Below are 24,885 nucleotides of genomic sequence, written 5' to 3'. Positions count from 1 at the left end.
CGTCGTCCCCGTCGCCCCCACCCGTCCACCAGCGTCGCGACACCCGCCAACAGCACCACGGCCGCCAACGCGAGCCACCACGACGTATTCATGGAGATGACGGTACCGGCGTGACGGGGCCCACGTCCGGCCACCCCGCTGGCCCCCGAACCGGTGACACCGCAGGTGAGTTCCCCCACAACGGCCCTCGACGGAGGAGCGACAGGACCTTTTGCGCCTTACGCTCGACGGACCGCACGACCCCCGTCTTCACTCCCCGCCAGCGGAGGTTTCTGCTTTATGAAGCTCACCGTCGTCGGCTGCTCGGGGTCGTTCCCGTCCGCGGAATCGGCCTGCTCGAGCTACCTCGTCGAGGCCGACGGCTTCCGGCTGCTTCTCGACATGGGCAACGGTGCCCTTGGCGAGCTGCAGCGCCACTGCGGTCTCTACGACCTTGACGCGATCTTCCTCAGCCATCTGCACGCCGACCACTGCATCGACATGTGCGCGTATTTCGTCGCGCGCTACTACCGCCACGACGGCGGCCGCTGCGATCCGATCCCCGTGTACGGACCCGAGGGCACGGAGCAGCGCCTGACCACCGCGTACGCGGACACCCCCTCCGCCTCCTCCATGAGCGAGGTCTTCGACTTCCACACGGTCAAGCCGGGCTCGTTCGAGATCGGCCCGTTCTCGGTGCACACCGAGAAGGTGAGCCACCCCGTGGAGGCGTACGGCATCCGTGTCGAGCACGGCGGCCGGTCGCTCACGTACTCCGGGGACACCGGCGTGTGCGACACGCTCGACGAACTCGCCCGGGACACCGACCTGTTCCTCTGCGAGGCCGCGTTCACCCACGGCAAGGAGAACATCCCGGATCTCCACCTCAACGGCCGCGAGGCCGGCGAGACCGCGGCCCGCGCCGCGGCCCGCCGCCTGGTCCTGACCCACATCCCGCCGTGGACGGACCCGCAGGCGAACCTCGCCGACGCCCGAGCGGCGTTCGGGGGACCGGTGGAACTCGCCACGCCGCGAGTCACGTACGAGATCTGACGTCGTCCGTACGAGAACTGACGCCGTCCGTACGCAGCACCGCGCAGGGCCTGGACAGGCTATGCAGCACAAGGCCCCCGGAGCCGATCGGCTCCGGGGGCCTTCGTCATGCCTCAGACCTTGCTCACGCCTTGGCCCTCACGCCTTGGTGAGGTCCTCGACCTCCTCGTCGGGCTCGCGGCCCGGCGTCGCGAGGTTGAACCTGATGATCGCGAAGCGGAAGGTCACGTAGTAGATCGCCGCGAAGACAAGGCCGATCGGGATGATCATCCATGGCTTGGTGGCGAGGTTCCAGTTGAGGAAGTAGTCGATGGCACCCGCGGAGAAGCTGAAGCCGTGGTGGACGCCCAGCGCCCAGGTGACGGCCATCGAGATCGCGGTGAGGATCGCGTGGATCACGTACAGGACCGGCGCGATGAACATGAACGCGAACTCGATCGGCTCGGTGATACCCGTGACGAAGGAGGTCAGCGCGAGGGAGACCATCATGCCGCCGACGGCCTTGCGGCGCTCGGGGCGGGCGCAGTGCGTGATCGCCAGGGCGGCGGCCGGGAGCGCGAACATCATGATGGGGAAGAAGCCCGTCATGAACTGACCGGCGGTCGGGTCGCCGTGGAAGAAGCGCGGCAGGTCACCGTGCCAGACGGCACCGGCGGAGTCCGTGTAGGTACCGATCTCCTGCCAGGCGACGGTGTTCACGAACTGGTGCATGCCGACCGGCAGCAGCGCGCGGTTGATGGCGCCGAAGATGCCCGCGCCGACCGCGCCGAGGCCGGTCATCCACTCGCCGAAGTTGGTGATGACGTCGCCGATGGGCTCCCAGACGAGGCCGAAGAAGACGCCGACGGCGGTGCCGATGAAGGCCATCAGGATCGGTACGAGACGGCGGCCGTTGAAGAAGCCGAGCCAGTCGGGGAGCTTGGTGCGGTGGAAGCGCTGCCAGGTGACGGCGGCTATCAGGCCCATCACGATGCCGCCGAGGACCTTGGGGTCGTTGTAGGTCGCGGCGACGTCCGCGCCCTTCTGGACCTTGGCCTCGCTGATCGGGAACGCGGTGAGGACGTTCTTGTAGACGAGGAAACCGACGAGTGCCGCGAGCGCGGTCGAGCCGTCCGACTTCTTGGCGAAGCCGATGGCGATGCCGACGCAGAACAGCAGCGGCAGGTTGGCGAAGACCGCGTCGCCGGCGGTGGCGAACACGGACGCGACCTTGTTCCAGCCGAGCCCGTCCGCGCCGAACACATCGGGCTGGCCGAGACGGAGCAGGATGCCGGCGGCCGGCAGCACGGCAATGGGGAGCTGCAGGCTGCGGCCGACCTTCTGCAGGCCCTGGAGCAGGCCGGATCCCCACTTCTTCGCGGGGGCCGCCGGAGCTGTGGCGGTGGTCATGGTTCCTCCATGTGCAGGGTGCTGCCGGGGACGGGAAGAGAACGGAAGTGAATTGCACGGGGGATGGACAGCATCCACGTGGTCTACACCACTCAGTGGTGTAGACCTGTTGTAGCACGGTGAAGGTGAGATAAGGAACCCGCAGTTTTTGTGGCCTGAGCCATAGCGGAACAAGTGCGAGCAAACACGACGAAGGGCCCTCGGAACGGGGAGTTCCGGGGCCCTTTGTCGCGTTCCTGCCGCGGTGTGCGCCGCGTGATGTGCGGTGTGTGAGTCGTGTGCGGTGGGTCGTGGGCGGTGCTCGGTCGGTGGGGCGCTACGCCTTCGTCACGTCCTCGACCTCGTCCTCCGGCTCCCGGCCGGGCGTCGGCAGGTTGAACTTTGTGATCGCGAACCGGAAGACCACGTAGTAGACGGCGGCGAAGCACAGGCCGATCGGAATGATCGCCCAGGGTTTCGTGGCCAGATTCCAGTTGATGACGTAGTCGATCAGGCCGGCCGAGAAACTGAACCCGTCGTGCACACCCAGACCCCACGTCACCGCCATCGAGACGCCCGTGAGGATCGCGTGCACCACGTACAGCGCGGGCGCGATGAACACGAAGGAGTACTCGATCGGTTCCGTGATGCCCGTGACGAACGACGTCAGGGCGATCGACATCATCAGGCCGCCAATCTCCTTGCGGCGCTGGGGTTTTGCGCAGTGCGTCATCGCCAGGCACGCCGCCGGGAGCGCGAACATCATGATGGGGAAGAAGCCCGACGTGAACTGCCCCGCGTCCGGGTCGCCCGCCAGGAACATGTTGATGTCGCCGTGCACGACCGTGCCGTCCGGCTCGGTGTAACTGCCGAACTGGAACCACATGGGCACGTTCAGGAACTGGTGCAGCCCGATCACCAGCAGCGCGCGGTTGGCGAGACCGAAGAGGCCCGCACCCCACGAACCCAGGCTCACCAGCCAGTCGCTGAAGTCCTCGAGCCCCCGGCCGACCGGCGGCCACACCCACAGGCACAGCGCCGCGAACGCGATCGCCACGAACGCCATGATGATCGGCACGAGACGGCGGCCGTTGAAGAAGCCGAGCCAGTCCACCAGCTTCGTGCGGTGGTAGCGCTGCCAGAAGTAGGCCGCCATCAGCCCCATGATGATGCCGCCGAAGACACCCGGATTCTGGTACGTGAACACCACCACCGAGCCGTCGTCCGCCTGACAGCCGGCCGCCACCACCTTCGCCTGCTCCGCACAGTCCTCCGGGAACTGCCGCAGCACGTTGTAGTAGACGAGGAACCCGGCCACCGCCGCGAGCGCCGTCGAACCGTCGGCCTTCTTCGCCATACCGATCGCCACACCGACGCAGAACAGCAGCGGCAGTCCGAGCGAACCGTCCAGCAGAGCGCCGCCCGCGCCCGCCATCACCTTGGAGACATCCGTCCAGCCGAGACCGTCGGCGCCGAACACATCCGGCTGGCCCAGGCGGTTGAGAATGCCGGCGGCCGGCAGTACGGCGATGGGCAGTTGGAGGCTGCGGCCCATCTTCTGCAGACCCTGGAACAGGTTGTTCCAGCGGGCGCGCGCGGGCGCGGCGGCGCTGTCGGCACTCATCGGCGGTCCTCCCGCATCCTCCCGCGCCCCTCCACCGGCCTCCCGCCGCCCTCCGCACCCCCTGGAACGGGACCGGGTTTGGCGGCCGTTGGAAACTGGTGTAGACCAGTCGGCGAACGGTTGCGCTGTCGTGTTCGCCATCATTCGGTACGGGTGACGTGACCGCTCGCGAAGATGGGCCAACTGTGGGTTACTGCGACAAAGCGGTTCGGATCAGGGAGTAGGACATGGCCAGCAAGGCTGAGAAGATCGTCGCCGGGCTCGGCGGCATCGAGAACATCGAAGAGATCGAGGGCTGCATCACCCGGCTGCGCACCGAGGTCATCGACCCCAGCAAGGTCGACGAGGCCGCCCTGAAGGCCGCGGGCGCCCACGGCGTCGTCAAGATGGGCAACGCCATCCAGGTCGTCATCGGCACCGACGCGGACCCGATCGCCGCGGACATCGAGGACATGATGTGAACCCCCGGACTCCGGGCCCCGGCCCGGGGACCTGAGGACTCACTCCTGAGGGGCCGCTTCCGTTACCCGGGGCGGCCCCTCGGGCGTATACGACTAGGCTCGACGCCATGTCTCGAATCGACGGCCGCACGCCCGAACAGCTCCGCCCGATCACCATCGAACGCGGCTGGAGCAAGCACGCCGAGGGCTCCGTCCTCGTCTCCTTCGGCGACACGAAGGTCTTCTGCACCGCCTCCGTGACCGAGGGCGTCCCGCGCTGGCGCAAGGGCAGCGGCGAGGGCTGGGTCACCGCCGAATACTCCATGCTCCCGCGGGCCACCAACACCCGCGGCGACCGCGAATCCGTCCGTGGCAAGATCGGCGGCCGCACGCACGAGATCAGCCGCCTCATCGGCCGGTCCCTGCGCGCCGTCATCGACTACAAGGCACTCGGCGAGAACACCATCGTCCTCGACTGCGACGTCCTCCAGGCCGACGGCGGCACCCGCACCGCCGCCATCACCGGCGCGTACGTCGCCCTCGCGGACGCCATCACCTGGGCCCAGGGCAAGAAGATCATCCGCGCCGGCCGCCAGCCCCTCACCGGGACCGTCAGCGCCGTCTCCGTCGGCATCGTCGGCGGCGTACCCCTCCTCGACCTCTGCTACGAGGAGGACGTCCGCGCCGACACCGACATGAACGTCGTCTGTACCGGCGACGGCCGCTTCGTCGAGGTCCAGGGCACCGCCGAGGCCGAACCGTTCGCCCGCGAGGAGCTCAACTCCCTTCTCGACCTGGCCGTTCTGGGCTGCACGGAACTCGCTGTCGCCCAGCGCACGGCACTTGATACGGTCCTGGAAAGGTAAAGGACACACCAAGACGGCCTCCTGCCACGGGCAACCACGGCACCGGCCGCCGCGTCCCTACGAGTACGGGCGTACCGCACAACGCTGTACGCCCGGCCAGCACACACGGGGGCCTTGTGGCCTACGCAACGGGGCCCTCGGGCCTGACGCAACGGGAGGACCGTTCCATGGCCGCGAGCCGCCGCCGAACACGCCGTACCACCGCCATCGCCGCTGCCGTGGCAGCCGTCGCGCTGACGGCCGGGCTGACCACCGGCTGCGACGCCGTCAACAAGGCCCTGGACTGCGTCCAGACCGCCGACACCATCGCAGACAGCGTCACCGACCTCCAGCAGGCCGTGGAGAACGCCGCGAACGACCCGACGCAGGCCGGCGAGGCACTCGACTCCATCGACAAGAACCTCGACACCATCGGTGACAAGACCGACGACACCGACATCAACAAGGCCGTGGACGACCTCCAGAAGGCGGTCACCAACGTCCGCGACTCCATCAAGAACGGCGACGAGACCCCGGACATCAGCCCCGTCACGGACGCGGCCGGCGAACTCACCAAGGTCTGCACGCCGTAGCGGCAACGGCCGTCCCGCCGCGGGTGGCAGGGGATCGGATCACGGGCACCGGTGGGCGATCGCGGGCATCGCGCGAGCGGCTCGGCCCGCCTGGCTAGGGTGAGCACCATGACCCGCCTGATCCTCGCCACCCGCAACCCCGGAAAGATCACCGAGCTGAGGGCGATCCTCGCCGCCGCAGGTCTCCACCACGACCTCGTCGGCGCGGGCGCCTACCCGGAGATCCCCGACGTCAAGGAAACCGGCGTCACCTTCGCCGAGAACGCCCTCCTCAAGGCACACGCCCTCGCCCAGGCCACCGGCCTTCCGGCCGTCGCCGACGACTCGGGCCTGTGCGTCGACGTCCTCGGCGGCGCCCCTGGCATCTTCTCCGCCCGCTGGTCCGGCACCCACGGCGACGACGGGGCCAACCTCAGGCTCCTCCTCGCCCAACTCGGCGACATCGCCGACGAACACCGCGCCGCCCACTTCGCCTGCGCCGCCGCACTCGCCCTCCCCGACGGAACGGAACGCGTGGTCGAGGGCCGCCTCCTCGGGACCCTGCGCCACGAACCCACCGGCTCCCACGGCTTCGGCTACGACCCGATCCTCCAGCCCGAGGGCGACACCCGCACCTGCGCGGAACTCACCCCCGAGGAGAAGAACGCGATCAGCCACCGGGGCAAGGCGTTCCGCGGACTCGTACCGGTCGTACGGGAGTTGCTGGGCTGACAGCTCGGGACCTCGGCTACTCCGCCCCGCCGTACGGGCGCAGCGACACCCGCGCGTCCAGGTCGATGCCGTTCACGCCCGCCGGTGCCGGCAGCCGCAGCACCTTGTCTAGGACGGGTCCCAGCAGACCGCAGCCCGAAGTCCCCGGCACCGCAAAGCGGTTGTCGGCCACCCCGAAGGCGACGACCAGCGGATCCGGCGAGACGACCCTCGACGGATCCGTCTCCTTGAGCACCAGGTGGACCGGGGCCGCGTCGGTGCCTATGGAACAACCGCGCGGGACCCCCGGCCCGGATATACGGAACGTCAGATCCAGCTCGCCCCGCCGCTCGTCGTTGGACTCGAAGTCCGAATACCCGCCGTACCGAGGCGTGATCGACAGCGGTGTGCCCCGAACTCGTAGGGGAGTGGCGGCCATCGCCCCGAACACCTGACGGAACTCGCCGTCGACCCTGCCCTCCGCGAAGGTGATCGCCAGGGGCCGGCCGATCGGCACATCGGCGCGACCGAGGGTCAGATGCCCGGTGGCGGTCATGGCCTCGCACCGCCACTGGGCCGGATCCGCGCCTTCGGGAAGCTCGGAGAGGCTCGGACAGTCCGCGAAGCCACGCTGCCGCGCGTCCGTGTCAGCACCAGCACCTGCACCAGCACCAGCACCTGCACCTGCACCTGCACCTGCACTGGCACCAGCGTCGGCGTGCACGGGACCCGCAGTCGCCGCGCCCGTGCCGGCGGCGAGGGCCAGGGCGGACAGTGCCATGACGAGACGTCGGGCGCGAAGCATGAGGACCTCCAGGTGAATGGCGGACGGGCGGGAGGGTCCCGCGATGTCGATGTCCACGCCTCAAGGATTGCAGCCATTTCTCTGCAATGGAAGATCTGCAGAGAAATGACTGCAGACTTCACTCTGCAGAGATTCGGCTGTGTGGCGGTAAGGTGCCCCCATGAGCGATGAAGGCGAGCCCGAGCCCGGGCCGGAGGCCGAAGCGGGTGCCGAAGCGGGTGCCGAAGCGGGTGTTGAAACTGGCGGCGAGCGGCGCACGGTCAGCGACCCGGCGGCCCTCAAAGCCCTCGCCCACCCGCTACGGCTGAAGATCCTCCGCCACCTGGCCGTCTCCGGCCCGGCGACCTCCACGACCCTCGCCGCCGCCCTCGACGAGAACACCGGCACCCTCAGCTACCACCTGCGCCGCCTGGAACGCGGCGGCTTCATCGAGGACGTGCCGGAACGGCCCAACAGCCGCGAGCGCTGGTGGCGGGCGGTGCGCGGACTCGACGTACGCAGGCCGGCGCAGGACGAGATGGCCGACGGCGAGCGGGCGGTCGCGGGGGCCCTCGACCGGATGCGGCTCGACGAGGACATCGAGCTGGCCCGGCGCTTCACCGAGGAACAGGCCGAGTCGGACGGCTGGATGCGCGGCTCCCGCGGCCTCAGCCACCTCACCAAGGAAGAGGTGACCGCCTTCCACGACGCCTACCTCGACCTCCTGACCCGCTTCGCCCGGGGCCCCGAGGACGCCCCGCCGGACGCCAAGCCGGTACTGCTGCGATGGTTCGCGCTGCCGGTCGAGTAGTAGTCCCGCCGTTCGGGTACGGGCTCGGCGCAAAGAAATGGCCTGCGAATCGATCATTCGATTCGCAGGCCATCACTGTGCGGCGGAAGGGATTCGAACCCTCAAGCCGTTTCACGGGCCACAGATCCTAAGTCTGCTGCGTCAGCCGTTGCGCCACCGCCGCCGGCGCCTGCCATCGTACCGGTCGGGCGGGCGCCGATGAGCGGGGGTTTTGCGTCCCGCTGTTCTCCCCGGTTTCGGCCGCCTCCTCCGCATCAGGTGCCGGTGGACGCATGGCAGTTGGGGCACAACAGCCGCAGGTTCTCGCGCGTGCCTCAGGGCATCAGGGCCTCAGGTACTCAGATCCCCAAGTCCTTGATGATCTTCGCCACGTGGCCCGTGGCCCGGACGTTGTACAGCGCCCGTTCGACCTTGCCCTCCTCGTCCACCACGATCGTGGAGCGGATGACGCCCATGTAGGTCTTGCCGTAGTTCTTCTTTTCGCCGTAGGCGGCGTAGGACTCGGTGACCGTCTTGTCGGGGTCGGCGAGGAGGGTGATCTTCAGGCTTTCCTTGTCGCGGAACTTGGCGAGCTTCTCGGGCTTGTCGGGGGAGACGCCGATGACGTCGTAGCCGGCGCCGGCGAGGAGCTCGAGGTTGTCCGTGAAGTCGCAGGCCTGCTTGGTGCAGCCGGGGGTCAGGGCGGCCGGGTAGAAGTAGACGATGACCTTGCGGCCCTTGCGGTCGGCCAGGGAGACCTCGTTGCCGTCGGCGTCGGGCAGGGTGAAGGCGGGGGCGGTGTCGCCGGGCTGGAGTCGCTCGCTCATCTCGTGGGGTCTCCTTGCGGGGTGGTGGATACGCACCCGAGCGTAATGGGGGTGCCGGGCGGTGCGCGGCGTGCGGAGCTGACAGACTGTCGACCAGAGAAAAGGCCGAAGAGAACAGGCCACGGGAAGAACGACCACGACCACGGAGGCAGCGCGTGTCGGACACGTCGAGCACGCCGGACACCAGGACTCCGGCGCAGATCGAGGCGGACATCAAGCGCCGTCGCGAAACTCTCGCCGAGACGCTCGACGAGATCGGTGTGCGGGTGCATCCGAAGACCATCGTCGGGGACGCCAAGGCCAAGGTGGCGTCCAGCGTCGACCACACGCTCGGACGTGCCTACGTGGGCGTCAACCGCGTCGTCGGCGATGTGAAGGGGCAGTTCGTCACCGAGGAGGGGGCGCCGCGGCTGGACCGTATCGTGCCCGTCGCCCTCGTCGTGGTCGGAGTCGTCGGACTGCTCACCCTGAGCTCCAGGCGCCGCAGGGGCTGACCCGCCGTCACCCCTGCCCGCACCGGCGAGCCCACCCCGGCTGCACGCGCGCACCTGCGCCGGGCGCTCCGGCGGTCGGCCGACCGCACCCCACGTACGTACGAACCGTGTGAAGACAGGTAGGTTCGAGACGTGAGCGAGAAGAACCATCACGACAAGTTGCCCATCCGGATGCTCCACGACCGTGTGCTCGTGCGGCAGGACACCGCCGAGGGCGAGCGCCGTTCCGGCGGCGGCATCCTGATTCCTGCGACGGCGGCCGTGGGCCGGCGCCTCGCCTGGGCCGAGGTCGTCGCGGTCGGGCAGAACGTACGGACCGTGGAGCCGGGTGACCGTGTCCTGTACGACCCGGAGGACCTCGCCGAGGTCGAGGTGCGCGGCACCGCGTACGTGCTGATGCGCGAGCGGGACCTGCACGCCGTGGCGGCGGACCGGTTTGAGGGTTCTGAGGACTCGACCGGTCTGTACCTCTGAAACAGAGGCCGAAAGAGACAGAAGGGGCTGGTGACCGTCGTCACCAGCCCCTTTTGCTTGTCCTTTGCTACCTTTGGAAGGACCCCGACGAGACGCGCCGTACCGGGACTCGCAAAGACGACGCACCCCTGTTGATCAACGCCTGTTGATCCGTTCACGGAGGTGCCTCATGGCCTGGGTCCTGCTTGTCGTCGCCGGTCTGCTGGAAGTCGGCTGGTCGATCGGAATGAAGTACACCGACGGTTTCACGCGGCTCGTGCCGAGCGTTCTCACCGGTGCGGGCATCGTCGCCAGCATGTTCCTGCTGTCGTACGCGGCGAAGACGCTGCCCATCGGTACCGCCTACGGCGTCTGGGTCGGCATCGGCGCGGCCGGGGCGGCGGTGTTCGGTATGGCGGTGCTGGGTGAACCCACCACCGCCGCCCGGATTTTCTTCGTCTGTCTGCTGCTGGTTGCCGTGGTGGGGCTGAAGGCGACCTCCGGCCACTAGAACCGAAGACGGCCCGCGGACCGCCACGGCGCCACGGGCGCTGCAGGCACTGCAGGCACTGCAGGCACTGCAGGCACTACGGGAAGCCGCCCAACGTCGTCCCCGTGCCCCCGTCCTCGCCCCCGCCGTCCGTCGTTCCGCCGTCCGTCGTTCCGCCGTCCGTCGTCGTGCCGCCGTCGCCGGTGGTGCCGCCCGCGCCGTCGGTACCACCCGTGGGGAAGCCGGTGCCGCCGCCCGTCGTCGCGCCTCCGGTGGTCGTTCCGCCGTCGCCCGTGGTGCCGCCGTCGGTCGTCGTCCCGCCGTCGCCGGTGTTGCCGCCGTCCGTGGTGGAGCCGCCGTTGGTCTGGCCCTCGGTCGCGGGGGTCTCCTCGCCGCCGGTGGTCGTGCCGCCGTTGTCCTGTCCGGCGTCCGTGCCCGGCTGGTCCTCGTCGGGGTCGGCCGGCGGCAGTTGCTGCTCCTCCGCGCCGTCCTGGAGCCGCAGGTCGAACTCCTGGGCGGAGGTGCCCTTCAGGGCGGCCTTCGTGTACTGGGCCCAGATCTGCGCCGGGTAGCCGCCGCCGTTGATGCGGGGCTGCCCGAGCGCCCCGTACAGCGGCTTGTGCGCGCCCGTGTCGGGGTCCTGGCCCATGATGGCGACGACCGTGGCGAGGTTCGGGGTGTAGCCCGCGAACCAGGCCGCCTGGTCCTCCTCCGCCGTGCCGGTCTTGCCCGCCGCCGGCCGTCCGGCGGCCTGCGCGGCCGTGCCGGTGCCGCCCTCGACGACGCTCTGCAGGACCGAGGTCGTGGTGTCGGCGGCCTCGCGGCTCACCGCCTGCCAGGTCTTCCGCCCGGGCAGGTCCACCACGTCCGCGCCGTCCTTGGTGATCTTGTCGATCATCGTGTACGTGCCGCGCTTGCCGTGGTTGGCGAGGGTCGCGTACGCCTCCGCCATGTCGAGGACGCTGGCCGTGGCCGGGCCGAGCGCGATCGACGGGGACGCCGTCAGGTCGGGGGTGTCGGACGGGATGCCGAGGCCGACGGCCGTCTTCTCGACCTTCTCCGGATCGACGTCCACGGCCATCTGCGCGTACACGGAGTTCACGGACTTGTCCGTGGCGGTGCGGACCGGGATCTGCCCGTACGAGACCTGGTCCTCGTTCTCCGGGGCGTACGTGCCGCCCTCCCAGCCCTGTACGGGGCGCTTGTTGGTGCCGTCGTAGACGGTGTTCGGGGTGATCGTGCGGCCGTCCTGCGTGGTCGAGTCGTTCTGCACGGCCGCGGTGAACACGAACGGCTTGAAGGTGGAGCCGACCTGGTAGTCCCGGCGGGTCGCGTTGTTGTAGTACTGCTTCGTGTAGTCGATGCCGCCGTACATCGCGAGGACCCTGCCGGTCTTCGGGTCGATGGAGGCGCCGCCCGCGCGGACGTAGTTGTCGACCTTGCGGTCCTTCTTGTCGAGCTTCTCCATCACCTGGTCGTTCACGGCCTTCACGAAGGCGTCCTGCTTGGGCTTCTGCAGGGTGGTGGTGATGCGGTAGCCGCCGGCGTTCAGCTCGTCCTCGTCGAGGATCTTGTTGTCGGTCAGGTAGTCGTTCACGGCCTTCACGATGTAGCCGCGCTGTCCGGACATGCCGGCCGCGATCACCGTCTGCTTGGGCTCGGGGAACTTGATGCCCGAGCGCTCCGACTCGGTGATCCACTTCTTCTTGACCATGCCGTCGAGGACGTAGTTCCAGCGGGCCAGCGCCGCGGGCTTGTTCTCGGGGTGGGCGACGACGTCGAACTCGCTCGGCGCGTTCAGCAGCGATGCCAGGTAGGCGCCCTGGCCGACCGTCAGGTCCTTGGCGTCGACGCCGTAGTAGGCCTGGGCGGCGGCCTGGATGCCGTAGGCGTTGCGGCCGAAGTAGCTGGTGTTGAGGTAGCCCTCCAGGATGTCGTCCTTGCTCTTCTCGCGGTCCAGCTTGATCGCGATGAAGAACTCCTTCGCCTTCCGGGTGACCGTCTGCTCCTGGGCCAGGTAGTAGTTCTTCACGTACTGCTGGGTGATCGTCGAGCCGGACTGCTTGCCCTTGCCCGTCGCGGTGTTCCAGCCGGCGCGGATCATCGCCTTGGGGTCGATCGCCGACTCGCTGTAGAAGTCGCGGTCCTCGGCGGCCAGCACCGCGTGCTGGGCGTCCTTGGAGATCAGCGTCAGCGTCACGTTCTCCCGGTTGACCTCGCCGTCACGGGCGAGCTGGCTGCCGTCCGAGTACAGATAGACATTGCTCTGCTTCATCGCCGCCGAGTTCGCGGCCGGAACCTTCACCAGGTAGTAGCCGAGTGCGAACACGCCGATGAGCAGCAGGAGCCCGGTGAGGACCGTGCCGAGCACCATCCGCCAGGTCGGGATCAGGCGTCGCCATCCGGTGCGTTTCGGTCGCTTGGGCTTCTTGCCGGGTGTGTCCGGTGCCGCCGCGGTGGCGGGTCCAGGTTCCCTCGGTGCCCAGCCCTCGCTCGGCTGCTGCGGCTGCGGCTGGTCGTTCATGTTGTGCCGGACTCCCGTTTCGCGTCATACGTCTCGTACGCCCTCGTACGCCTTGTGCGCCCCTCCTTGAAGACTGTCGCACCCGGCGATTCGTTCCCGGGACGTGGCACGCGTCCCGGGGAGAAAATGCGTGGCACGCGGGACGGCCCCCGGACTAGGCTCCTGCGCTTTGGCCCGGACCGGCCGAAGGGGGCCCGACGTGGGGACTTGGCGGTTGTACACAGCCGTCGCGGCAGGCGCGTTCCGGCGGTACGCGACCTACCGGGTGGCCACCGCCGTGGGTGTGTTCACCAACACCGTCTTCGGGCTGATCCTGGCGTACACGTACATCGCGCTGTGGGACGAAAGGCCTGGCCTCGGCGGGTACGACCAGTCCCAGGCGGTGACGTACGTGTGGCTCGGGCAGGGGCTGCTCGCGGCGGTCGCGGTGATCGGCGGCGGCTTCGAGGACGAGATGATCGAGAGAATCCGTACGGGTGACATCGCGATCGACCTGTACCGGCCCGCGGACCTCCAGATGTGGTGGCTGGCGGCCGACGCGGGGCGGGCCGCGTTCCAGTTGGCGGGGCGCGGTGTGGTGCCGATGGCGTTCGGGGGGCTCGTGTTCCATCTCGCGCTGCCGACGGATGTCGGGACCTGGCTGGCGTTCCTCGTCGCCGTCGCCCTCGGTCTCCTGGTGAGTTTCGCGATCCGCTATCTCGTGGCGCTGCTGGCGTTCTGGTTCATGGACGGGGCGGGCGTGCAGCAGCTGGCGGTGCTCGCGGGGCTCTTCTTCTCCGGGATGACGCTGCCGCTGAACGTCTTCCCGGGCGCCCTCGGCGAGCTGGCCCGGGCGCTGCCCTGGTCGGCGCTGCTGCAGGCCCCGGCGGACGTGCTGCTCGGCGAGCGCACGGGCCTCGGGCTGCTGCGGACGTACGCCTTCCAGGCCGCGTGGGCCGTCGGGCTGCTCGCGGCGGCCCGCCTGGTCCAGTCGGCGGCGACGCGCAGGGTGGTGGTCCAGGGTGGCTGACGTTCAGGAGCGGCGAGACGTGCACCGGGGCTTCCCGCCGGCCGGTCGCTCGCGTGTGGTGGACGGACTGCGGGCCTACCGGCTGATCGCCTGGATGTGGATCCGCTCGACGATGGCGTACCGCGCGTCCTTCGCGATGACGGCCTTCGGCAACTTCGCGGGGACCGCGCTCGACTTCGTCACGATCCTGCTGATGTTCTCGCGGGTCGACGAGCTCGGCGGCTACTCGCTGGGCGAGGTGGCGTTCCTGTACGGGCTGTCCAGCGCCGCGTTCGGTCTCACCGATCTGGCGCTCGGCTCGGTGGACCGGCTCGGGCAGCGGGTGCGTGACGGCACGCTCGACACGCTGCTGGTGCGGCCCGCGCCGGTGCTCGCGCAGGTGGCCGCGGACCGGTTCGCGCTGCGCCGCCTGGGCCGGATCACGCAGGGGCTGCTGGTCCTCGGGTACGCGCTCGTCGTGGTCGACATCTCCTGGACCCCGTTGAAGGTGCTGATGATGCCGGTGATGGTGGTCAGCGGGGCCGCCATCTTCGCGTCGGTGTTCGTGGCGGGCGCGGCCTTCCAGTTTGTGGCGCAGGACGCGTCCCAGGTGCAGAACTCCTTCACGTACGGCGGCACCACGCTGCTGCAGTATCCGCCGACGGTCTTCGCGAAGGACCTGGTGCGCGGGGTGACGTTCGTGGTGCCGCTGGCCTTCGTCAACTGGGTGCCCGCGCTGTACGTGCTGGACCTGCCGTACCCGCTCGACCTGCCCGAGTGGGTCGCGTTCCTGCCGCCGCTGGTGGCGGTCGTCTGCTGCGCGCTCTCGGGGGTCGCCTGGCGCGCGGGTCTTCGTTCGTACCGGAGCACGGGGAGTTAGCCGCACATGGACACGCAGACGGAAACACAGAAGGGCCTCGGCCAGGCCGACGACGACTTCATTCGCCTCGACCGCGTGGAGAAGGTCTTCGACGTACGCAAGAAGACCGGTTTCATGCGCAGTGAGCGGCGGCAGGTGCGGGCGGTCGACTCGATCTCCTTCGCCGTGGCGCGCGGCGAGATGGTCGGCTACATCGGGCCGAACGGCGCGGGCAAGTCCACCACCATCAAGATGCTCACCGGCATCCTCACCCCGAGCGGCGGCCGGCTCCGGGTGGCGGGCATCGACCCCTCGCGCGAGCGCACCCGGCTCGCGCAGCGCATCGGGGTGGTGTTCGGGCAGCGGACGACCCTGTGGTGGGACCTCCCGCTGATCGACTCGTACCGGCTGATGCACCGCATGTACCGGATCCCGGACGCGCGGTACGCCGAGAACCTCGACCGGTGTGTCGAACTCCTCGAACTGGGCGAGCTGTTGGACGTGCCCGTACGGCAGCTCTCGCTCGGGCAGCGGATGCGCGGGGACATCGCGGCGGCGCTGCTGCACGACCCGGAGGTGCTGTACCTGGACGAGCCGACGATCGGGCTCGACGTGATCAGCAAGGCGAAGGTGCGGGAGTTCCTGCGGCACCTCAACGCCGAGCGCGGCACGACCGTCCTGCTCACCACCCACGACCTGACCGACATCGAGCAGCTGTGCCGGCGCGTGATGGTCATCGACCACGGACGTCTGATGTACGACGGGCCGCTGACCGGGCTGCACGGGATCGGCGAGAGCGAGCGGACGCTCGTGGTGGACCTGGAGCGTGAACTACCGCCCATCGAGGTCGAGTTGGCACGGGTCGTGAAGGTCGAGGGGCCGCGGCAGTGGCTGGCGTTCCCGGCGGCGGAGTCGGCCGCGCCGCTCGTGGCACGGATCGCCGCCGAGTATCCGCTGGTGGATCTGTCGGTGCGTGAGCCGGACATCGAGGCGGTCATCAGCCGCATGTACGCGGAGAAGGCAACCTCGTAGGCTTCAGTCCATGACGGACGAACTCCCCGGCGGGCTTCCCGAGCTGCGAGCCTCCGACGCCGACCGCGAGCAGGTCGCCGAGGTCCTGAGGGACGCCCTCGCGGAGGGCCGCCTCGACATGGAGGAGTTCGAGGAGCGTCTGGAGGCCACGTACAAGGCGCGTACGTACAAGGAGTTGGCGCCCATCACGCGGGATCTGCCCGCGCCCGGGGTGACTCCGCCCGCTCCCACCGTGTCGATGGTCAAGGGGAGCGCTGCCGAGCCGGGGAGCTGGGCGAGCCGGATCGTCGGCGGTGAGGGCTCGTCCCAGTGGGGCGTCGCGATCATGTCGGGGTTCGAGCGCAAGGGGCGCTGGACCGTGCCGAGGAAGTTCAACTCCTTCGCTTTCTGGGGCGGCGGTGTCATCGACCTGCGCGAGGCGAACTTCGCCGACGGCGAGGTCGTCGTCAACTGCGTCGCGATCATGGGCGGGATGAGCGTGATCGTGCCGCCCGGTGTCGAGGTCGTCGTCCGCGGCATCGGCGTCATGGGCGGCTTCGACCACACCGAGGAGGGCGTGCAGGGCGACCCCGGCGCCCCGCGCGTCGTCGTCACCGGGTTCGCCTTCTGGGGCGGTGTCGGTGTCGAGCGCAAGGTGACGAAGGCCGAGCGGCTCCGGCAGAAGGAGGAGCGGCGGCTGGAGAAGCTGGAGCGGAAGGCCGCGCGGCAGGAGGAGTTGGAGGAGTCCAGGCGCCGGGCCCTGGAGGGCTCCGGCTCCTTGGACCACCGGGACTCGCTGGATGACGCGCGGTCCATCCACCGGGCGGCGATGGAGCAGCACCGGGAGTTGATGCGGGAGCATCGGGAGGCCCGGCGGGAGGAACGGCGTGAGCGGCGGGACGATCGACGGGACCGGGACTGATCCCCGGCCCCCTGCCCGAGTGCTCCCGCAGGTGGTGTTGTCGGGTGCGGGTCCGTCGTGGCTTGTCGCGCCCCGCGGCGGAGCCGCAGATGTGACCGCCCCGCGCCCCTGAAAGAAGGGGCGCTGCCCCCGCGCCACCCCTGAAGGGGCGCTCACAGCTCGGCCGGGACCGATCCCTTCAGGTCGTTCAGGTCGAAGACCTCTGCCATGCGCCTGTAGCCCTTGTCGCTGGGGTGGAGGTGGTCGCCGGAGTCGTAGTCGGAGCGGAGGCGGCGGGGGTTGTAGGGGTCGCGGAGCGCCTTGTCGAAGTCGACGTAGGCGTCGTAGACCTTGCCGGCGCGGATCTGGGCGTTGACGGCCTGGCGGGTGTCCTCCAGGTGCGGGCGGTAGCCGCGGTGGCCCTGGAAGGGCATGAGCGTGGCCCCGACGACCCGCAGGCCCCGGGCGTGGGCCAGGCGCTTCAGTTCGCGAAGCCCGTCGGTGATCTTGTTCGCGTCGGTCTGCTGGGGCGTACGGAGGATGTCGTTGACGCCGAGGGCGACCACGACCGCCCTGACGTTCGTACGGCCGAGCACGTCACGGTTGAAGCGGATCAGACCGCTCGGGTTCTCGGCGGGCCGGCCGAGGCCGCTGCCGAGGACGCGGTTTCCGCTGATGCCCTGGTTGACGACGCTGTAGCGGGGCCCGTCAGTGTTGTCGCGTGGTTCGCGCAGCCGGTCCGCCAGGACGTCCGTCCAGCGCCGGTTCTCGCCCACGGACGAGGTCGAGCCGTCGGTGAGCGAGTCGCCGATGACGACGACCGTGCCGTCCGACTCGTTGCTCAGCACGTCCAGCGCGGTCACATAGCGCCAGTACGGCGTCTGCCCGGTGTACGCGGTGCCGGTCACGTCCTCCGTGAGGTCGCCCTCGGCGGTGTACGAGATCTGACGTGCCTGCGGGTGGATGGTGACCGGCCCGGACGGGGTCGGCGAGTACGTCGTCACCAGCACGTCCGTGTCGTACGGAACGAGCAGGCGCACGGCGTCGCTGACCACCTGCTGCCCGGCCGGCACGATCACCGACGGGCTGCCGCGGAAGGTGAGGCGGCGCATGGTGCCGGCAGCGGCGGCGGGGTTGTTCGCGGCGGCCGCGACGGCGACCGAGGCGTGCGTGATGCTGAGCGGCTGCTGCCCGTAGAGGTTGGACAGGGTGATGCGGGCCGCGGTGCCGCCGACGCCGACATGCACCACGTTGCGTACCGAACGGCCCGCCATTCCGTTGGCCTCGGTGCCGGGCTCCGCCCCGGACGGGGACGCCGACCAGGCGCCGACCCAGGTGCCGACGGACGCGGGGGCCGCCGAGTTGTGTGGCGTACCGCCGCCCACGAGCGGCTTCTCCTCGCCGTCGTCGGCTGAGACCCCGACGTATATGGCGGCTGAGATGACCACGACTACGGCGACGATCGCGGCCAGCAAGGCATAACCGTGACGCTTGGTCATGCGGTGCAAGTCTCCTCGGGCAGTGGGAGCCCGAGGCTCCGATGTGATGACCCCATGATGAGGCATGGCGCGGGGGGAGCAGACAGGGCCCCCATTGCCCCCGCCGCCCGTATCCGATTTTTCTGGCCCCGCCCGGCAAGACGCCGGGAACTCCTGTTCCGTTCCAGTAGTCGGTCAGGTTGGGACAATGTGTGCGGGGGACAGGGAACGGGTGGAGTGGATGGAAAGCGCGAAAGCGGATCAAACGGATGGAGCGGGGCCCGAAGGGCAGCATGCCCGGCCCGGCGGTGTGGCGAACCGCACGGTGCCCGGGCGCGCGATGAACTCGTTCAGCCCCGCGGACGAGGAGAAGTTCCGCGGGGTGCGCCGGATGAAACTCACGGCGACGGGCCTGCTGCTGTTCGTCGCCGTCGTCTACGTACTGGCCAAGTGGGCCGGGAACTCCGGCGCGGGCGCCTGGACGGGGTATGTCGCGGCGGCCGCCGAGGCCGGCATGGTCGGCGCGCTCGCCGACTGGTTCGCCGTCACCGCGCTGTTCCGGCACCCCCTCGGGATCCCCATCCCGCACACCGCGATCATCCCCACCAAGAAGGACCAGCTCGGCGTCTCCCTGGGCGAGTTCGTCGGGGAGAACTTCCTCTCGCGGGACGTCGTACGGCAGCGGCTGCGCGCCGTCGGCATCGGCAGCCGCCTCGGCACCTGGCTGGCCGATCCGGAGCACGCCGACCGGGTGACCGCGGAGCTGGCCACCGCCCTGCGCGGCGCCCTCGCCGTGCTGCGCGACTCGGACGTGCAGGCCGTCGTCGGCGAGGCCATCAACCGGCGGGCCGACGCCCAGGAGATCGCCCCCGGCATAGGGAAGATGCTGGAGAAGGTCGTCGCGGACGGCGGCCACCGGCGGGTCGTCGACCTGATCTGCGTACGCGCCCACGACTGGCTCGTCTTCCACAACGACCAGGTGATGGACGCCGTACAGGGCGGCGCCCCCGGCTGGACACCGCGGTTCGTCGACAAGCGGGTCGGCGAGCGCGTCTACAAGGAACTGCTGCGCTTCGTCACCGAGATGCGCGACATGCCCGCCCACCCGGCGCGCGGCGCCCTCGACCGGTTCCTCACCGACTTCGCCTCCGACCTCCAGTCCGACACCGACACCCGCGCCCGGGTGGAGAACCTCAAGCGGGAGGTCCTCGGCCGTGGCGAGGTGCAGGATCTGATCGCGTCCGCCTGGTCCTCCGTACGGCAGATGATCGTGTCCGCGGCGGAGGACGAGCGCAGTGAGCTGCGGCTGCGTGTTCGTGCCTCGCTGCTCTCGCTCGGGGCGCGGATGGCCACCGACGCGAAGCTCCAGGCCAAGGTCGACGGGTGGGTCGAGGGGGCCGCGGTGTACGTCGTGACGACGTACCGGGACGAGATCACCTCGCTCATCACGGACACGGTCGCGGGCTGGGACGCGGAGCACACCTCGAAGAAGATCGAGGCGCACATCGGGCGTGACCTGCAGTTCATCCGGATCAATGGCACGGTGGTCGGCTCGCTGGCGGGGCTTCTGATTTATGGGGTGTCCCGGGCGCTGGGGGCGTAGCGCTCCACGGGGTGTACGGGTGTGGGTTGCGGGTTCGTGTGCGGGCCCGGTGGGGGCTTGTCGCGCAGTCCCCGCGCCCCTGACGGGGTGCGGCCCCCTGCACCGGCGACCGTGAGCCGCCGGCCCGCACGGCTGTCGGGCGGCCCTCCCGGATTCCCCGACGCCCGTCGGGTGACCTGCGAGGATGCGCCGTGTCACCGTTTCCGGAACGACGCAGCGACGTGACGACGCAGAGCCGCGACGACGACGGGAACGCGCGTCGAATCGGAGGACGAGATGACGACCTACCCCCTGGACCCGGAGCTTGCCGCGGTCGTGCCCATGCTGCCCCGGGCCGACACCTCGGACCTCGAAGGTGCCCGGGCCGAGATGCTCGTCGGTATCACCGCGGCCCTCGAAGAAGTGGACGCCACCGGCGTGGACGTCTTCGACGTGGTGGCGCCCGGGCCGGAGGGCGCCCCGGACGTCCTCCTGCGCGGCTACCGCCCGCAAGGAGTCGAGGGCCCGCTCCCGGTGATCTACGACATCCACGGTGGCGGCTTCATGCTGGGCAGCGTCGAATTCGACCACGGCGTCAACGTGGCGCTCGCCCGGGAACTGGGCGCCGCCGTCTTCTCCGTGGAGTACCGGCTCGCCCCCGAGAACCCGTACCCGGCCGGCCTCGAAGACGCGTACGCCGGACTCGTCCACCTCACCAAGAACGCCGCCGAACTCGGTGTCGACCCCACCAGGGTCGCCCTCTTCGGCGCCAGCGCGGGCGGCGGTCTCGCGGCCGGTCTGGCGCTGCTCGCCCGTGACCGGGGCGGCCCCGCGATCGTCTTCCAGTACCTCGGCATCCCCGAGCTCGACGACCGCCTCGACACGCCCAGCATGCGGGACTTCACGGATACGCCCCTGTGGAACCGGCCCAACGCGATCGTCAGCTGGGACGCCTACCTCGGCAGCGGGGTGCCGGGCGGCCCCGATGTCCCGGTCTACGCGGCTCCTGCCCGGGCCACCGCCGAGCAGCTTGCGGGGTTGCCGCCGGCGTACATCTCGGTGATGGAGTTCGATCCGCTGCGGGACGAGGGGATCGACTATGCCCGTGCGCTGCTCGCGGCCGGGGTGAGTGTGGAGTTGCATCTGTTCCCGGGGACGTTCCACGGCTCGGCGATGGTCGCCCATGCGGAGGTCTCCCAGAGGGACGCGGCGGAGGCGGTTGCTGTGCTTCGGAAGGCACTTCGGTAGGTGCGGGGTGCCTGTTGCTTGTCGGGTGCGGGTGCGGGTGCGGGTGCGTTGTGGCTGGTCGCGCAGTTCCCCGCGCCCCTGAAAAGCGCCGGTGTCGCCGTGGCCCTTGCGTGGTTCCCCGCGCCCCTGAAAAGCGCCGGTGTCGCCGTGGCCCTTGCGTGGTTCCCCGCGCCCCTAAAGGGGCGCCAATCGCAGCGCGTACAGCGCCAGTTGGGCTCTGAAGCGGTCCTGGGGGTCGCTCAGGTGGTAGCCCAGGGCGGTTTCCACTCCCGAGAGGCGGGCGGCGACCGAGCTGTGGTGGAGGTGGAGGTCGGTGGCGGCGTGGCGGAGGGAGCCGGTGCGGAGGAAGGCGGTCAGGGCGGCCAGGGCCGCCGGGCCGCCCTTGCCCTCGGCGAGTTCGGCCAGGGCGCGCACGTCGGGCTGGGCCCGCAGCCGGTCTACGGGGATGTCGGCGAGCAGCGCCACCGGCCCGAGGGTGTCGTGGTCGACCACGGCCTCGTCCGGCAGCCCCGCCACATCGACGGCGAACCGCAGCGCGAGCCGGGCCTGCGCCCAGGAGACCCCGGCGTCCAGGGCGGGAGCACTGCCGCCGATCCCGATCCTTACCCCCTCGGCACCGTGCTCACGAAGCAGCGCCCGCAGGTCGTCGGCGGCCGACTCGGCACCCGGCGCCAGCGCCACGGCGAGCGGACCGACCGCTGCGACCCGCACACCGGGCCGCAGTTCGTGCCGCCCCAGCAGGGCCACCGAGGAGGCCCCGGCGACGGCGACCACCCGCAGCGGCTGCTCGGGCACCAGACCCAGCAGACGCAGCGCCCGTGCCCGGTCCTCGACGGCCTCTCGCTCCGACAGCACCCGCTCGACCAGCGCCGGGTCCGCCACCTGATGGGGCGCGCTGTCCTGCTCACGGCCGCCGTGTACGACGCCCGCGGCGATGGCCATCCACTCCAGCACCAGTTCGTCGAAGGGCCCGGGCGCACCCGCCCGCTCCAGCCACACCCGGCCGCCCGGCGCGAACTCGGCGCTCCCGGAGACCGTGCCGACAGGCCCCGCCGGTACGGTCCCGGCCGGCCCGAACCGCACGACACGCCCGCCCACCTCAAGGCCGGCCGGACATTCGGCCAGCCCCGCCGTGGACCGTACGAGCGACTCGGTGTCGAGCCGCCCGGCCCCGAGCAGCGCCTCGAAGTGCGCGATGACCCGCAGCGCCGCCGCAGCATCCGCGTCGAGGGCCGACAGCCGTAGCAGCAGTCCCTTCATGACCTGGGAGTCTAGGCCGCGGGCGAGGCGCACGGGCCGGTCGTGCGCCACCGGTGCACAGCTGTACGGCTGTGCGGTCGGCTCGGAGGAAGGCCCCGGCGATCTGAGTACGCGTACTCTGTCGGCCCTGTGTGCGTCTGAGGAACTCTCGTTCCCATGACCCCCATGACCGAGAAGCTGCTGGGCCTGCTGTCGAAGCGCCCCTGGACGGAACGCTGGCTGACCCGTCTGCTGGGTGCCGCCCTGTCCTCGGCGGCGTACCTTCTCTGCCTGCCCTGGGATCTGCGCAACCGCCCCGAGTCACCCGGTTCGACGACCGGGACGACCCCGGTGTCCGTCCTCGGCGTCGCGGCCCTGGCCGTGATCCTGCTCCTCCTGGCCCTGTACTTCGGCCACCGTGACGCCCTCGCCTGGCCACTGCTGCTGGTGGCGGCGCCCCCGGCGACACTCATGTACCTCTCGTTCCGCACGAACCCCGAGCCGCCGGACGCGTCCCTGTGGCCTCTGACCTGGGCGTTCTCCATGCTCGTGATGGCGGCGGGGGTACTCGTCGCCACGTCCGTCGCCCGGCAGTTCAGGGAGGACACGGGAGACTCGACGGACGGGCTGGTGTTCTCCCACTCCTCGTCGGGAGCGGGCGGCGGTTCCTCGGCCGTCAGGCGCCCGTCGTTGAACCCGGGCGGACGATCATGAGGATCGTGACCGTGGCCCAGAGCAGATTGAAGATGCCGGTGAACATGGCGAGCCGGACAGTGGCGCGGGGGTTCGCGGCGATGCCGGGGGATGTGGTTGTGCCGGTGCCGGTGCCGGTGCCGGTGGTGGCACCGGCTCCAGTCGTGTCGGCGGTGCCGGTGGTGGCGGCGACCTCGGTGGCCGCGTCCGCCCCGGCCGCCGCCTCCACCGCTTCGAGGAGTTCCTCCTGACGCGGCAGCACCAGCGCCAGCAGGACCGCCGCCGCGATCCCGGTCAGGGCCATCGAGGCGATCAGCCAGGCGTCGCTCAGTACGCCCATGCTCATGGCCGTGGCGAACCCGAGGACGGGAACGGCGATGCCGAGGCCCGCGTACACCCGGCAGATCCGGTGCAGCAGCCGTAGCGTCTCCGCCGCCCGCTGGTCCCCCGGATCGGCGAGGGCGCGGCGCGCGCCCGGCGGGAACATGCTGGCCGCCACGGTGACGGGCCCGACGGCGACGATCGCGGCAAGGACATGGAGAACGAGGAAGAACTTGGTCACGAGGGGACGGTAGGCGGCGTACCGGATCTTGTGGAAGTGGCGGTACTGCCAGGGTTCAACGGATTCTCGCCAACCGTCTCACTGGCCCTCCCGCCAGCCCTCTCGCCAGTCCCTGCGGGGCCACAGGCGGGCACCGGACCGACACCCCCTGTTGGCCAGAACCCGCGCCACCCCTACTCTTTCGCCATGCACACAGTGGCCGTACTGGTACTGGACCAGGTCATTCCGTTCGACCTCTCCGCGCCGATCGACACGTTCAACTGGGCCCGGCTGCCGGACGGCCGCGCGCCCTACCGGGTCAAGGTCTGCTCGGTGGCGGAGGAGGTGAGCGCGGGCCCGTTCTCCGTACGGGCGCCGTACGGTCTTGAGGCGCTGGCCGAGGCCGACACGATCGTCGTGCCGGGCACCGCCGACCCGACCGTGCCGCTGCCACCGGGCGTGGCGGAGGCCCTGTGCGCGGCGGCCGCGAACGGGACGCGCATCGCGTCGATCTGCGTCGGCGCGTTCATCTTCGCCGCCACCGGTCTGCTGGACGGACAGCGGGCGACGACCCACTGGACCGCGGCCGCGGACCTGGCGGCCATGTACCCGAAGGTGACGGTCGACCCGAACGTCCTCTACGTCGACAACGGCCAGTTCCTCACCTCGGCCGGCGCCGCCGCCGCGATGGACATGTGCCTGCACATGATCCGCCTGGACTACGGCTCGGCCGTCGCCGCGCACGCGGCCCGGATGTCCGTCATGCCGCTCGAACGGGAGGGCGGGCAGGCCCAGTTCATCGTCCACGCCCAGCCCCCGGCACCGGCCGGCACGACGATGGAACCCCTGCTGAGCTGGCTGGAGGAGCACTCCGACCGCGACCTGACCCTGGACGACATCGCGGCCCGGGCAGGCACGAGCGCCCGTACGCTCAACCGCCGGTTCCGCGAACAGACCGGCACCACGCCCCTGCAGTGGCTGCACCTGGCGCGGGTGCGCCGCGCCCAGCACCTCCTGGAGACCACGACCCACCCGGTCGAACGGATCGCGGTCCAGACGGGGTTCGGCTCACCGACGGCCTTCCGCGACCGCTTCAAGCGCGTGGTGGGAACGAGCCCGCAGGCCTACCGGAGAGCCTTCCGGGGAGCGCCGGTGAGCTAGGGTCCGGCCCTCCTCGGAGCCGGCCCGAAAAACGGGGACGGCTCCGAGAACCCGGGACAGCCCCGGGCAGGAGAGACGCCTCAGCCGCGCCGGTCGGCCACCGCCCAGGACGCCAGCGCCACGGCCCCGGCCACACCGAACACCGCGGGCCACGCGCCCACCTTCTTGGCGAGCGGATGCGATCCGGCGAACCCGGCGACGTACGCGACGGTCAGCGCACCCGCCGCCCG

25 protein-coding genes, 1 tRNA gene, 1 pseudogene and 1 riboswitch are annotated in these 24,885 nt (G+C 70.2%); of the genes and pseudogenes, 17 read left to right on the top strand and 10 right to left on the bottom strand.

The window, feature by feature from the left end:
• Positions 1-279 precede the first annotated feature (279 nt).
• Positions 280-1,032: an MBL fold metallo-hydrolase gene (locus O3Q52_RS20695; protein WP_269650271.1), complete on the top strand. Its 753-nt coding sequence runs from the start codon at positions 280-282 to the stop codon at positions 1,030-1,032.
• Positions 1,033-1,170: 138 nt separating this feature from the next.
• Here O3Q52_RS20695 and O3Q52_RS20690 read toward each other — a convergent pair whose 3' ends face one another.
• A complete protein-coding gene (locus O3Q52_RS20690; RefSeq protein WP_269650270.1) occupies positions 1,171-2,421 on the bottom strand; it encodes a PTS transporter subunit EIIC in 1,251 nt (416 codons plus the stop codon).
• Between the two features lie 316 nt (positions 2,422-2,737).
• Positions 2,738-4,024, bottom strand: a complete 1,287-nt coding sequence (locus O3Q52_RS20685; protein ID WP_269650269.1) for a PTS transporter subunit EIIC — start codon at positions 4,022-4,024, stop codon at positions 2,738-2,740.
• A gap of 227 nt (positions 4,025-4,251) precedes the next feature.
• On the opposite strand from O3Q52_RS20685, the gene O3Q52_RS20680 reads away from it, so the two are divergent.
• From O3Q52_RS20680 to rdgB, 4 genes are all read left to right on the top strand, one after another.
• Entirely contained in the window at positions 4,252-4,485 is a 234-nt protein-coding gene (locus tag O3Q52_RS20680) for a PTS glucose/sucrose transporter subunit IIB (RefSeq protein ID WP_269650268.1), read from the top strand.
• A 107-nt stretch (positions 4,486-4,592) separates the two neighbouring features.
• Entirely contained in the window at positions 4,593-5,330 is a 738-nt protein-coding gene (rph, locus tag O3Q52_RS20675) for a ribonuclease PH (protein WP_269650267.1), read from the top strand.
• A gap of 167 nt (positions 5,331-5,497) precedes the next feature.
• Complete coding sequence (locus O3Q52_RS20670) at positions 5,498-5,902, top strand: hypothetical protein (protein ID WP_269650266.1); 405 nt, start codon at positions 5,498-5,500, stop codon at positions 5,900-5,902.
• A 108-nt stretch (positions 5,903-6,010) separates the two neighbouring features.
• Complete coding sequence (gene rdgB / locus O3Q52_RS20665) at positions 6,011-6,613, top strand: RdgB/HAM1 family non-canonical purine NTP pyrophosphatase (RefSeq protein ID WP_269650265.1); 603 nt, start codon at positions 6,011-6,013, stop codon at positions 6,611-6,613.
• A 16-nt stretch (positions 6,614-6,629) separates the two neighbouring features.
• Here the strand turns inward: rdgB and O3Q52_RS20660 are convergent, their stop codons facing one another.
• The gene (locus O3Q52_RS20660) at positions 6,630-7,148 is read right to left on the bottom strand and encodes a hypothetical protein (RefSeq protein WP_269650264.1); all 519 of its coding nucleotides are present in this window, start codon (positions 7,146-7,148) and stop codon (positions 6,630-6,632) included.
• A 409-nt stretch (positions 7,149-7,557) separates the two neighbouring features.
• On the opposite strand from O3Q52_RS20660, the gene O3Q52_RS20655 reads away from it, so the two are divergent.
• The gene (locus O3Q52_RS20655) at positions 7,558-8,187 is read left to right on the top strand and encodes a transcriptional regulator (protein ID WP_269650263.1); all 630 of its coding nucleotides are present in this window, start codon (positions 7,558-7,560) and stop codon (positions 8,185-8,187) included.
• Between the two features lie 78 nt (positions 8,188-8,265).
• On the opposite strand, the gene O3Q52_RS20650 is transcribed toward O3Q52_RS20655, so the two are convergent.
• The 3 genes and pseudogenes from O3Q52_RS20650 to bcp form a co-directional block, all read right to left on the bottom strand.
• Positions 8,266-8,350 (bottom strand) — tRNA-Leu (locus O3Q52_RS20650).
• 91 nt (positions 8,351-8,441) lie between these two features.
• Positions 8,442-8,498 (bottom strand): annotated as a pseudogene (locus O3Q52_RS20645) (HNH endonuclease); the annotation flags it as partial.
• A gap of 27 nt (positions 8,499-8,525) precedes the next feature.
• Entirely contained in the window at positions 8,526-8,993 is a 468-nt protein-coding gene (gene bcp / locus O3Q52_RS20640) for a thioredoxin-dependent thiol peroxidase (RefSeq protein WP_269650262.1), read from the bottom strand.
• 155 nt (positions 8,994-9,148) lie between these two features.
• On the opposite strand from bcp, the gene O3Q52_RS20635 reads away from it, so the two are divergent.
• The 3 genes from O3Q52_RS20635 (at position 9,149) to O3Q52_RS20625 (ending at position 10,451) form a co-directional block, all read left to right on the top strand.
• Positions 9,149-9,487: a DUF3618 domain-containing protein gene (locus O3Q52_RS20635; RefSeq protein ID WP_269650261.1), complete on the top strand. Its 339-nt coding sequence runs from the start codon at positions 9,149-9,151 to the stop codon at positions 9,485-9,487.
• 171 nt (positions 9,488-9,658) lie between these two features.
• Positions 9,659-9,961, top strand: coding sequence for a co-chaperone GroES (locus O3Q52_RS20630; RefSeq protein ID WP_055611843.1), 303 nt, complete (start codon positions 9,659-9,661; stop codon positions 9,959-9,961).
• 56 nt (positions 9,962-10,017) lie between these two features.
• Positions 10,018-10,088: riboswitch (guanidine-III (ykkC-III) riboswitch) on the top strand.
• A 42-nt stretch (positions 10,089-10,130) separates the two neighbouring features.
• Positions 10,131-10,451, top strand: coding sequence for a multidrug efflux SMR transporter (locus O3Q52_RS20625; RefSeq protein WP_055611831.1), 321 nt, complete (start codon positions 10,131-10,133; stop codon positions 10,449-10,451).
• Positions 10,452-10,527: 76 nt separating this feature from the next.
• Here O3Q52_RS20625 and O3Q52_RS20620 read toward each other — a convergent pair whose 3' ends face one another.
• Entirely contained in the window at positions 10,528-12,954 is a 2,427-nt protein-coding gene (locus tag O3Q52_RS20620) for a transglycosylase domain-containing protein (RefSeq protein ID WP_269650260.1), read from the bottom strand.
• A 199-nt stretch (positions 12,955-13,153) separates the two neighbouring features.
• On the opposite strand from O3Q52_RS20620, the gene O3Q52_RS20615 reads away from it, so the two are divergent.
• Genes O3Q52_RS20615 through O3Q52_RS20600 form a run of 4 tightly spaced genes read left to right on the top strand, consistent with a single transcriptional unit; the run spans position 13,154 to position 16,734 of the window.
• The gene (locus tag O3Q52_RS20615; RefSeq protein ID WP_269650259.1) at positions 13,154-13,963 is read left to right on the top strand and encodes an ABC-2 family transporter protein; all 810 of its coding nucleotides are present in this window, start codon (positions 13,154-13,156) and stop codon (positions 13,961-13,963) included.
• Positions 13,956-14,822, top strand: coding sequence for an ABC transporter permease (locus O3Q52_RS20610; RefSeq protein WP_269650258.1), 867 nt, complete (start codon positions 13,956-13,958; stop codon positions 14,820-14,822). Before O3Q52_RS20615 ends, O3Q52_RS20610 begins: the two co-directional genes overlap by 8 nt.
• 6 nt (positions 14,823-14,828) lie before the next feature.
• Positions 14,829-15,833, top strand: coding sequence for an ATP-binding cassette domain-containing protein (locus tag O3Q52_RS20605; protein ID WP_269650257.1), 1,005 nt, complete (start codon positions 14,829-14,831; stop codon positions 15,831-15,833).
• Between the two features lie 10 nt (positions 15,834-15,843).
• Positions 15,844-16,734 carry a DUF1707 domain-containing protein gene (locus tag O3Q52_RS20600; RefSeq protein ID WP_269650256.1) on the top strand — a complete coding sequence of 297 codons (891 nt, stop codon included), beginning with the start codon at positions 15,844-15,846 and terminating at the stop codon, positions 16,732-16,734.
• Between the two features lie 152 nt (positions 16,735-16,886).
• Here O3Q52_RS20600 and O3Q52_RS20595 read toward each other — a convergent pair whose 3' ends face one another.
• The gene (locus tag O3Q52_RS20595; protein ID WP_269650255.1) at positions 16,887-18,212 is read right to left on the bottom strand and encodes an SGNH/GDSL hydrolase family protein; all 1,326 of its coding nucleotides are present in this window, start codon (positions 18,210-18,212) and stop codon (positions 16,887-16,889) included.
• A gap of 187 nt (positions 18,213-18,399) precedes the next feature.
• Between O3Q52_RS20595 and O3Q52_RS20590 the strand changes: the two genes are divergently transcribed.
• Together O3Q52_RS20590 and O3Q52_RS20585 are read left to right on the top strand one after the other, a co-directional pair.
• The gene (locus O3Q52_RS20590) at positions 18,400-19,794 is read left to right on the top strand and encodes a DUF445 domain-containing protein (RefSeq protein ID WP_269650254.1); all 1,395 of its coding nucleotides are present in this window, start codon (positions 18,400-18,402) and stop codon (positions 19,792-19,794) included.
• A 276-nt stretch (positions 19,795-20,070) separates the two neighbouring features.
• Positions 20,071-21,021, top strand: coding sequence for an alpha/beta hydrolase (locus O3Q52_RS20585; protein ID WP_269650253.1), 951 nt, complete (start codon positions 20,071-20,073; stop codon positions 21,019-21,021).
• A 174-nt stretch (positions 21,022-21,195) separates the two neighbouring features.
• Here O3Q52_RS20585 and O3Q52_RS20580 read toward each other — a convergent pair whose 3' ends face one another.
• On the bottom strand, positions 21,196-22,281 hold the full coding sequence (locus O3Q52_RS20580; RefSeq protein ID WP_269650252.1) for a CdaR family transcriptional regulator: 1,086 nt from the start codon (positions 22,279-22,281) through the stop codon (positions 21,196-21,198).
• A gap of 165 nt (positions 22,282-22,446) precedes the next feature.
• Between O3Q52_RS20580 and O3Q52_RS20575 the strand changes: the two genes are divergently transcribed.
• Positions 22,447-22,974: a hypothetical protein gene (locus tag O3Q52_RS20575; protein WP_269650272.1), complete on the top strand. Its 528-nt coding sequence runs from the start codon at positions 22,447-22,449 to the stop codon at positions 22,972-22,974.
• Here the strand turns inward: O3Q52_RS20575 and O3Q52_RS20570 are convergent.
• On the bottom strand, positions 22,937-23,515 hold the full coding sequence (locus O3Q52_RS20570; RefSeq protein WP_269650251.1) for a protease: 579 nt from the start codon (positions 23,513-23,515) through the stop codon (positions 22,937-22,939). The two genes, O3Q52_RS20575 and O3Q52_RS20570, sit on opposite strands and share 38 nt — an antisense overlap.
• A gap of 186 nt (positions 23,516-23,701) precedes the next feature.
• Here O3Q52_RS20570 and O3Q52_RS20565 point away from each other — a divergent pair, with 186 nt between their 5' ends.
• Positions 23,702-24,655: a GlxA family transcriptional regulator gene (locus tag O3Q52_RS20565; RefSeq protein ID WP_269650250.1), complete on the top strand. Its 954-nt coding sequence runs from the start codon at positions 23,702-23,704 to the stop codon at positions 24,653-24,655.
• Positions 24,656-24,885 lie beyond the last annotated feature (230 nt).

The sequence above is a fragment of the Streptomyces sp. ActVer genome, from assembly GCF_027270795.1.
GTDB classification, from domain to species: domain Bacteria; phylum Actinomycetota; class Actinomycetes; order Streptomycetales; family Streptomycetaceae; genus Streptomyces; species Streptomyces umbrinus_A.
This window is presented reverse-complemented; position numbering and strand designations above follow the sequence as displayed.

Excerpts from the sequence above, each read along its gene's own strand:
- O3Q52_RS20695 (WP_269650271.1), top strand. The coding sequence starts at position 280 with ATGAAGCTCACCGTCGTCGGCTGCTCGGGGTCGTTCCCGTCCGCGGAA.
- O3Q52_RS20655 (WP_269650263.1), top strand. The coding sequence starts at position 7,558 with ATGAGCGATGAAGGCGAGCCCGAGCCCGGGCCGGAGGCCGAAGCGGGT.
- O3Q52_RS20575 (WP_269650272.1), top strand. The coding sequence starts at position 22,447 with ATGACCGAGAAGCTGCTGGGCCTGCTGTCGAAGCGCCCCTGGACGGAA.
- O3Q52_RS20670 (WP_269650266.1), top strand. The coding sequence starts at position 5,498 with ATGGCCGCGAGCCGCCGCCGAACACGCCGTACCACCGCCATCGCCGCT.
- O3Q52_RS20580 (WP_269650252.1), bottom strand. The coding sequence starts at position 22,281 with ATGAAGGGACTGCTGCTACGGCTGTCGGCCCTCGACGCGGATGCTGCG.
- O3Q52_RS20590 (WP_269650254.1), top strand. The coding sequence starts at position 18,400 with ATGTGTGCGGGGGACAGGGAACGGGTGGAGTGGATGGAAAGCGCGAAA.
- O3Q52_RS20600 (WP_269650256.1), top strand. The coding sequence starts at position 15,844 with ATGACGGACGAACTCCCCGGCGGGCTTCCCGAGCTGCGAGCCTCCGAC.
- O3Q52_RS20585 (WP_269650253.1), top strand. The coding sequence starts at position 20,071 with ATGACGACCTACCCCCTGGACCCGGAGCTTGCCGCGGTCGTGCCCATG.
- rdgB (WP_269650265.1), top strand. The coding sequence starts at position 6,011 with ATGACCCGCCTGATCCTCGCCACCCGCAACCCCGGAAAGATCACCGAG.
- O3Q52_RS20595 (WP_269650255.1), bottom strand. The coding sequence starts at position 18,212 with ATGACCAAGCGTCACGGTTATGCCTTGCTGGCCGCGATCGTCGCCGTA.
- O3Q52_RS20565 (WP_269650250.1), top strand. The coding sequence starts at position 23,702 with ATGCACACAGTGGCCGTACTGGTACTGGACCAGGTCATTCCGTTCGAC.
- O3Q52_RS20680 (WP_269650268.1), top strand. The coding sequence starts at position 4,252 with ATGGCCAGCAAGGCTGAGAAGATCGTCGCCGGGCTCGGCGGCATCGAG.
- O3Q52_RS20690 (WP_269650270.1), bottom strand. The coding sequence starts at position 2,421 with ATGACCACCGCCACAGCTCCGGCGGCCCCCGCGAAGAAGTGGGGATCC.
- O3Q52_RS20625 (WP_055611831.1), top strand. The coding sequence starts at position 10,131 with ATGGCCTGGGTCCTGCTTGTCGTCGCCGGTCTGCTGGAAGTCGGCTGG.
- rph (WP_269650267.1), top strand. The coding sequence starts at position 4,593 with ATGTCTCGAATCGACGGCCGCACGCCCGAACAGCTCCGCCCGATCACC.
- bcp (WP_269650262.1), bottom strand. The coding sequence starts at position 8,993 with ATGAGCGAGCGACTCCAGCCCGGCGACACCGCCCCCGCCTTCACCCTG.
- O3Q52_RS20630 (WP_055611843.1), top strand. The coding sequence starts at position 9,659 with ATGCTCCACGACCGTGTGCTCGTGCGGCAGGACACCGCCGAGGGCGAG.
- O3Q52_RS20685 (WP_269650269.1), bottom strand. The coding sequence starts at position 4,024 with ATGAGTGCCGACAGCGCCGCCGCGCCCGCGCGCGCCCGCTGGAACAAC.
- O3Q52_RS20620 (WP_269650260.1), bottom strand. The coding sequence starts at position 12,954 with ATGAACGACCAGCCGCAGCCGCAGCAGCCGAGCGAGGGCTGGGCACCG.
- O3Q52_RS20605 (WP_269650257.1), top strand. The coding sequence starts at position 14,829 with ATGGACACGCAGACGGAAACACAGAAGGGCCTCGGCCAGGCCGACGAC.
- O3Q52_RS20660 (WP_269650264.1), bottom strand. The coding sequence starts at position 7,148 with ATGACCGCCACCGGGCATCTGACCCTCGGTCGCGCCGATGTGCCGATC.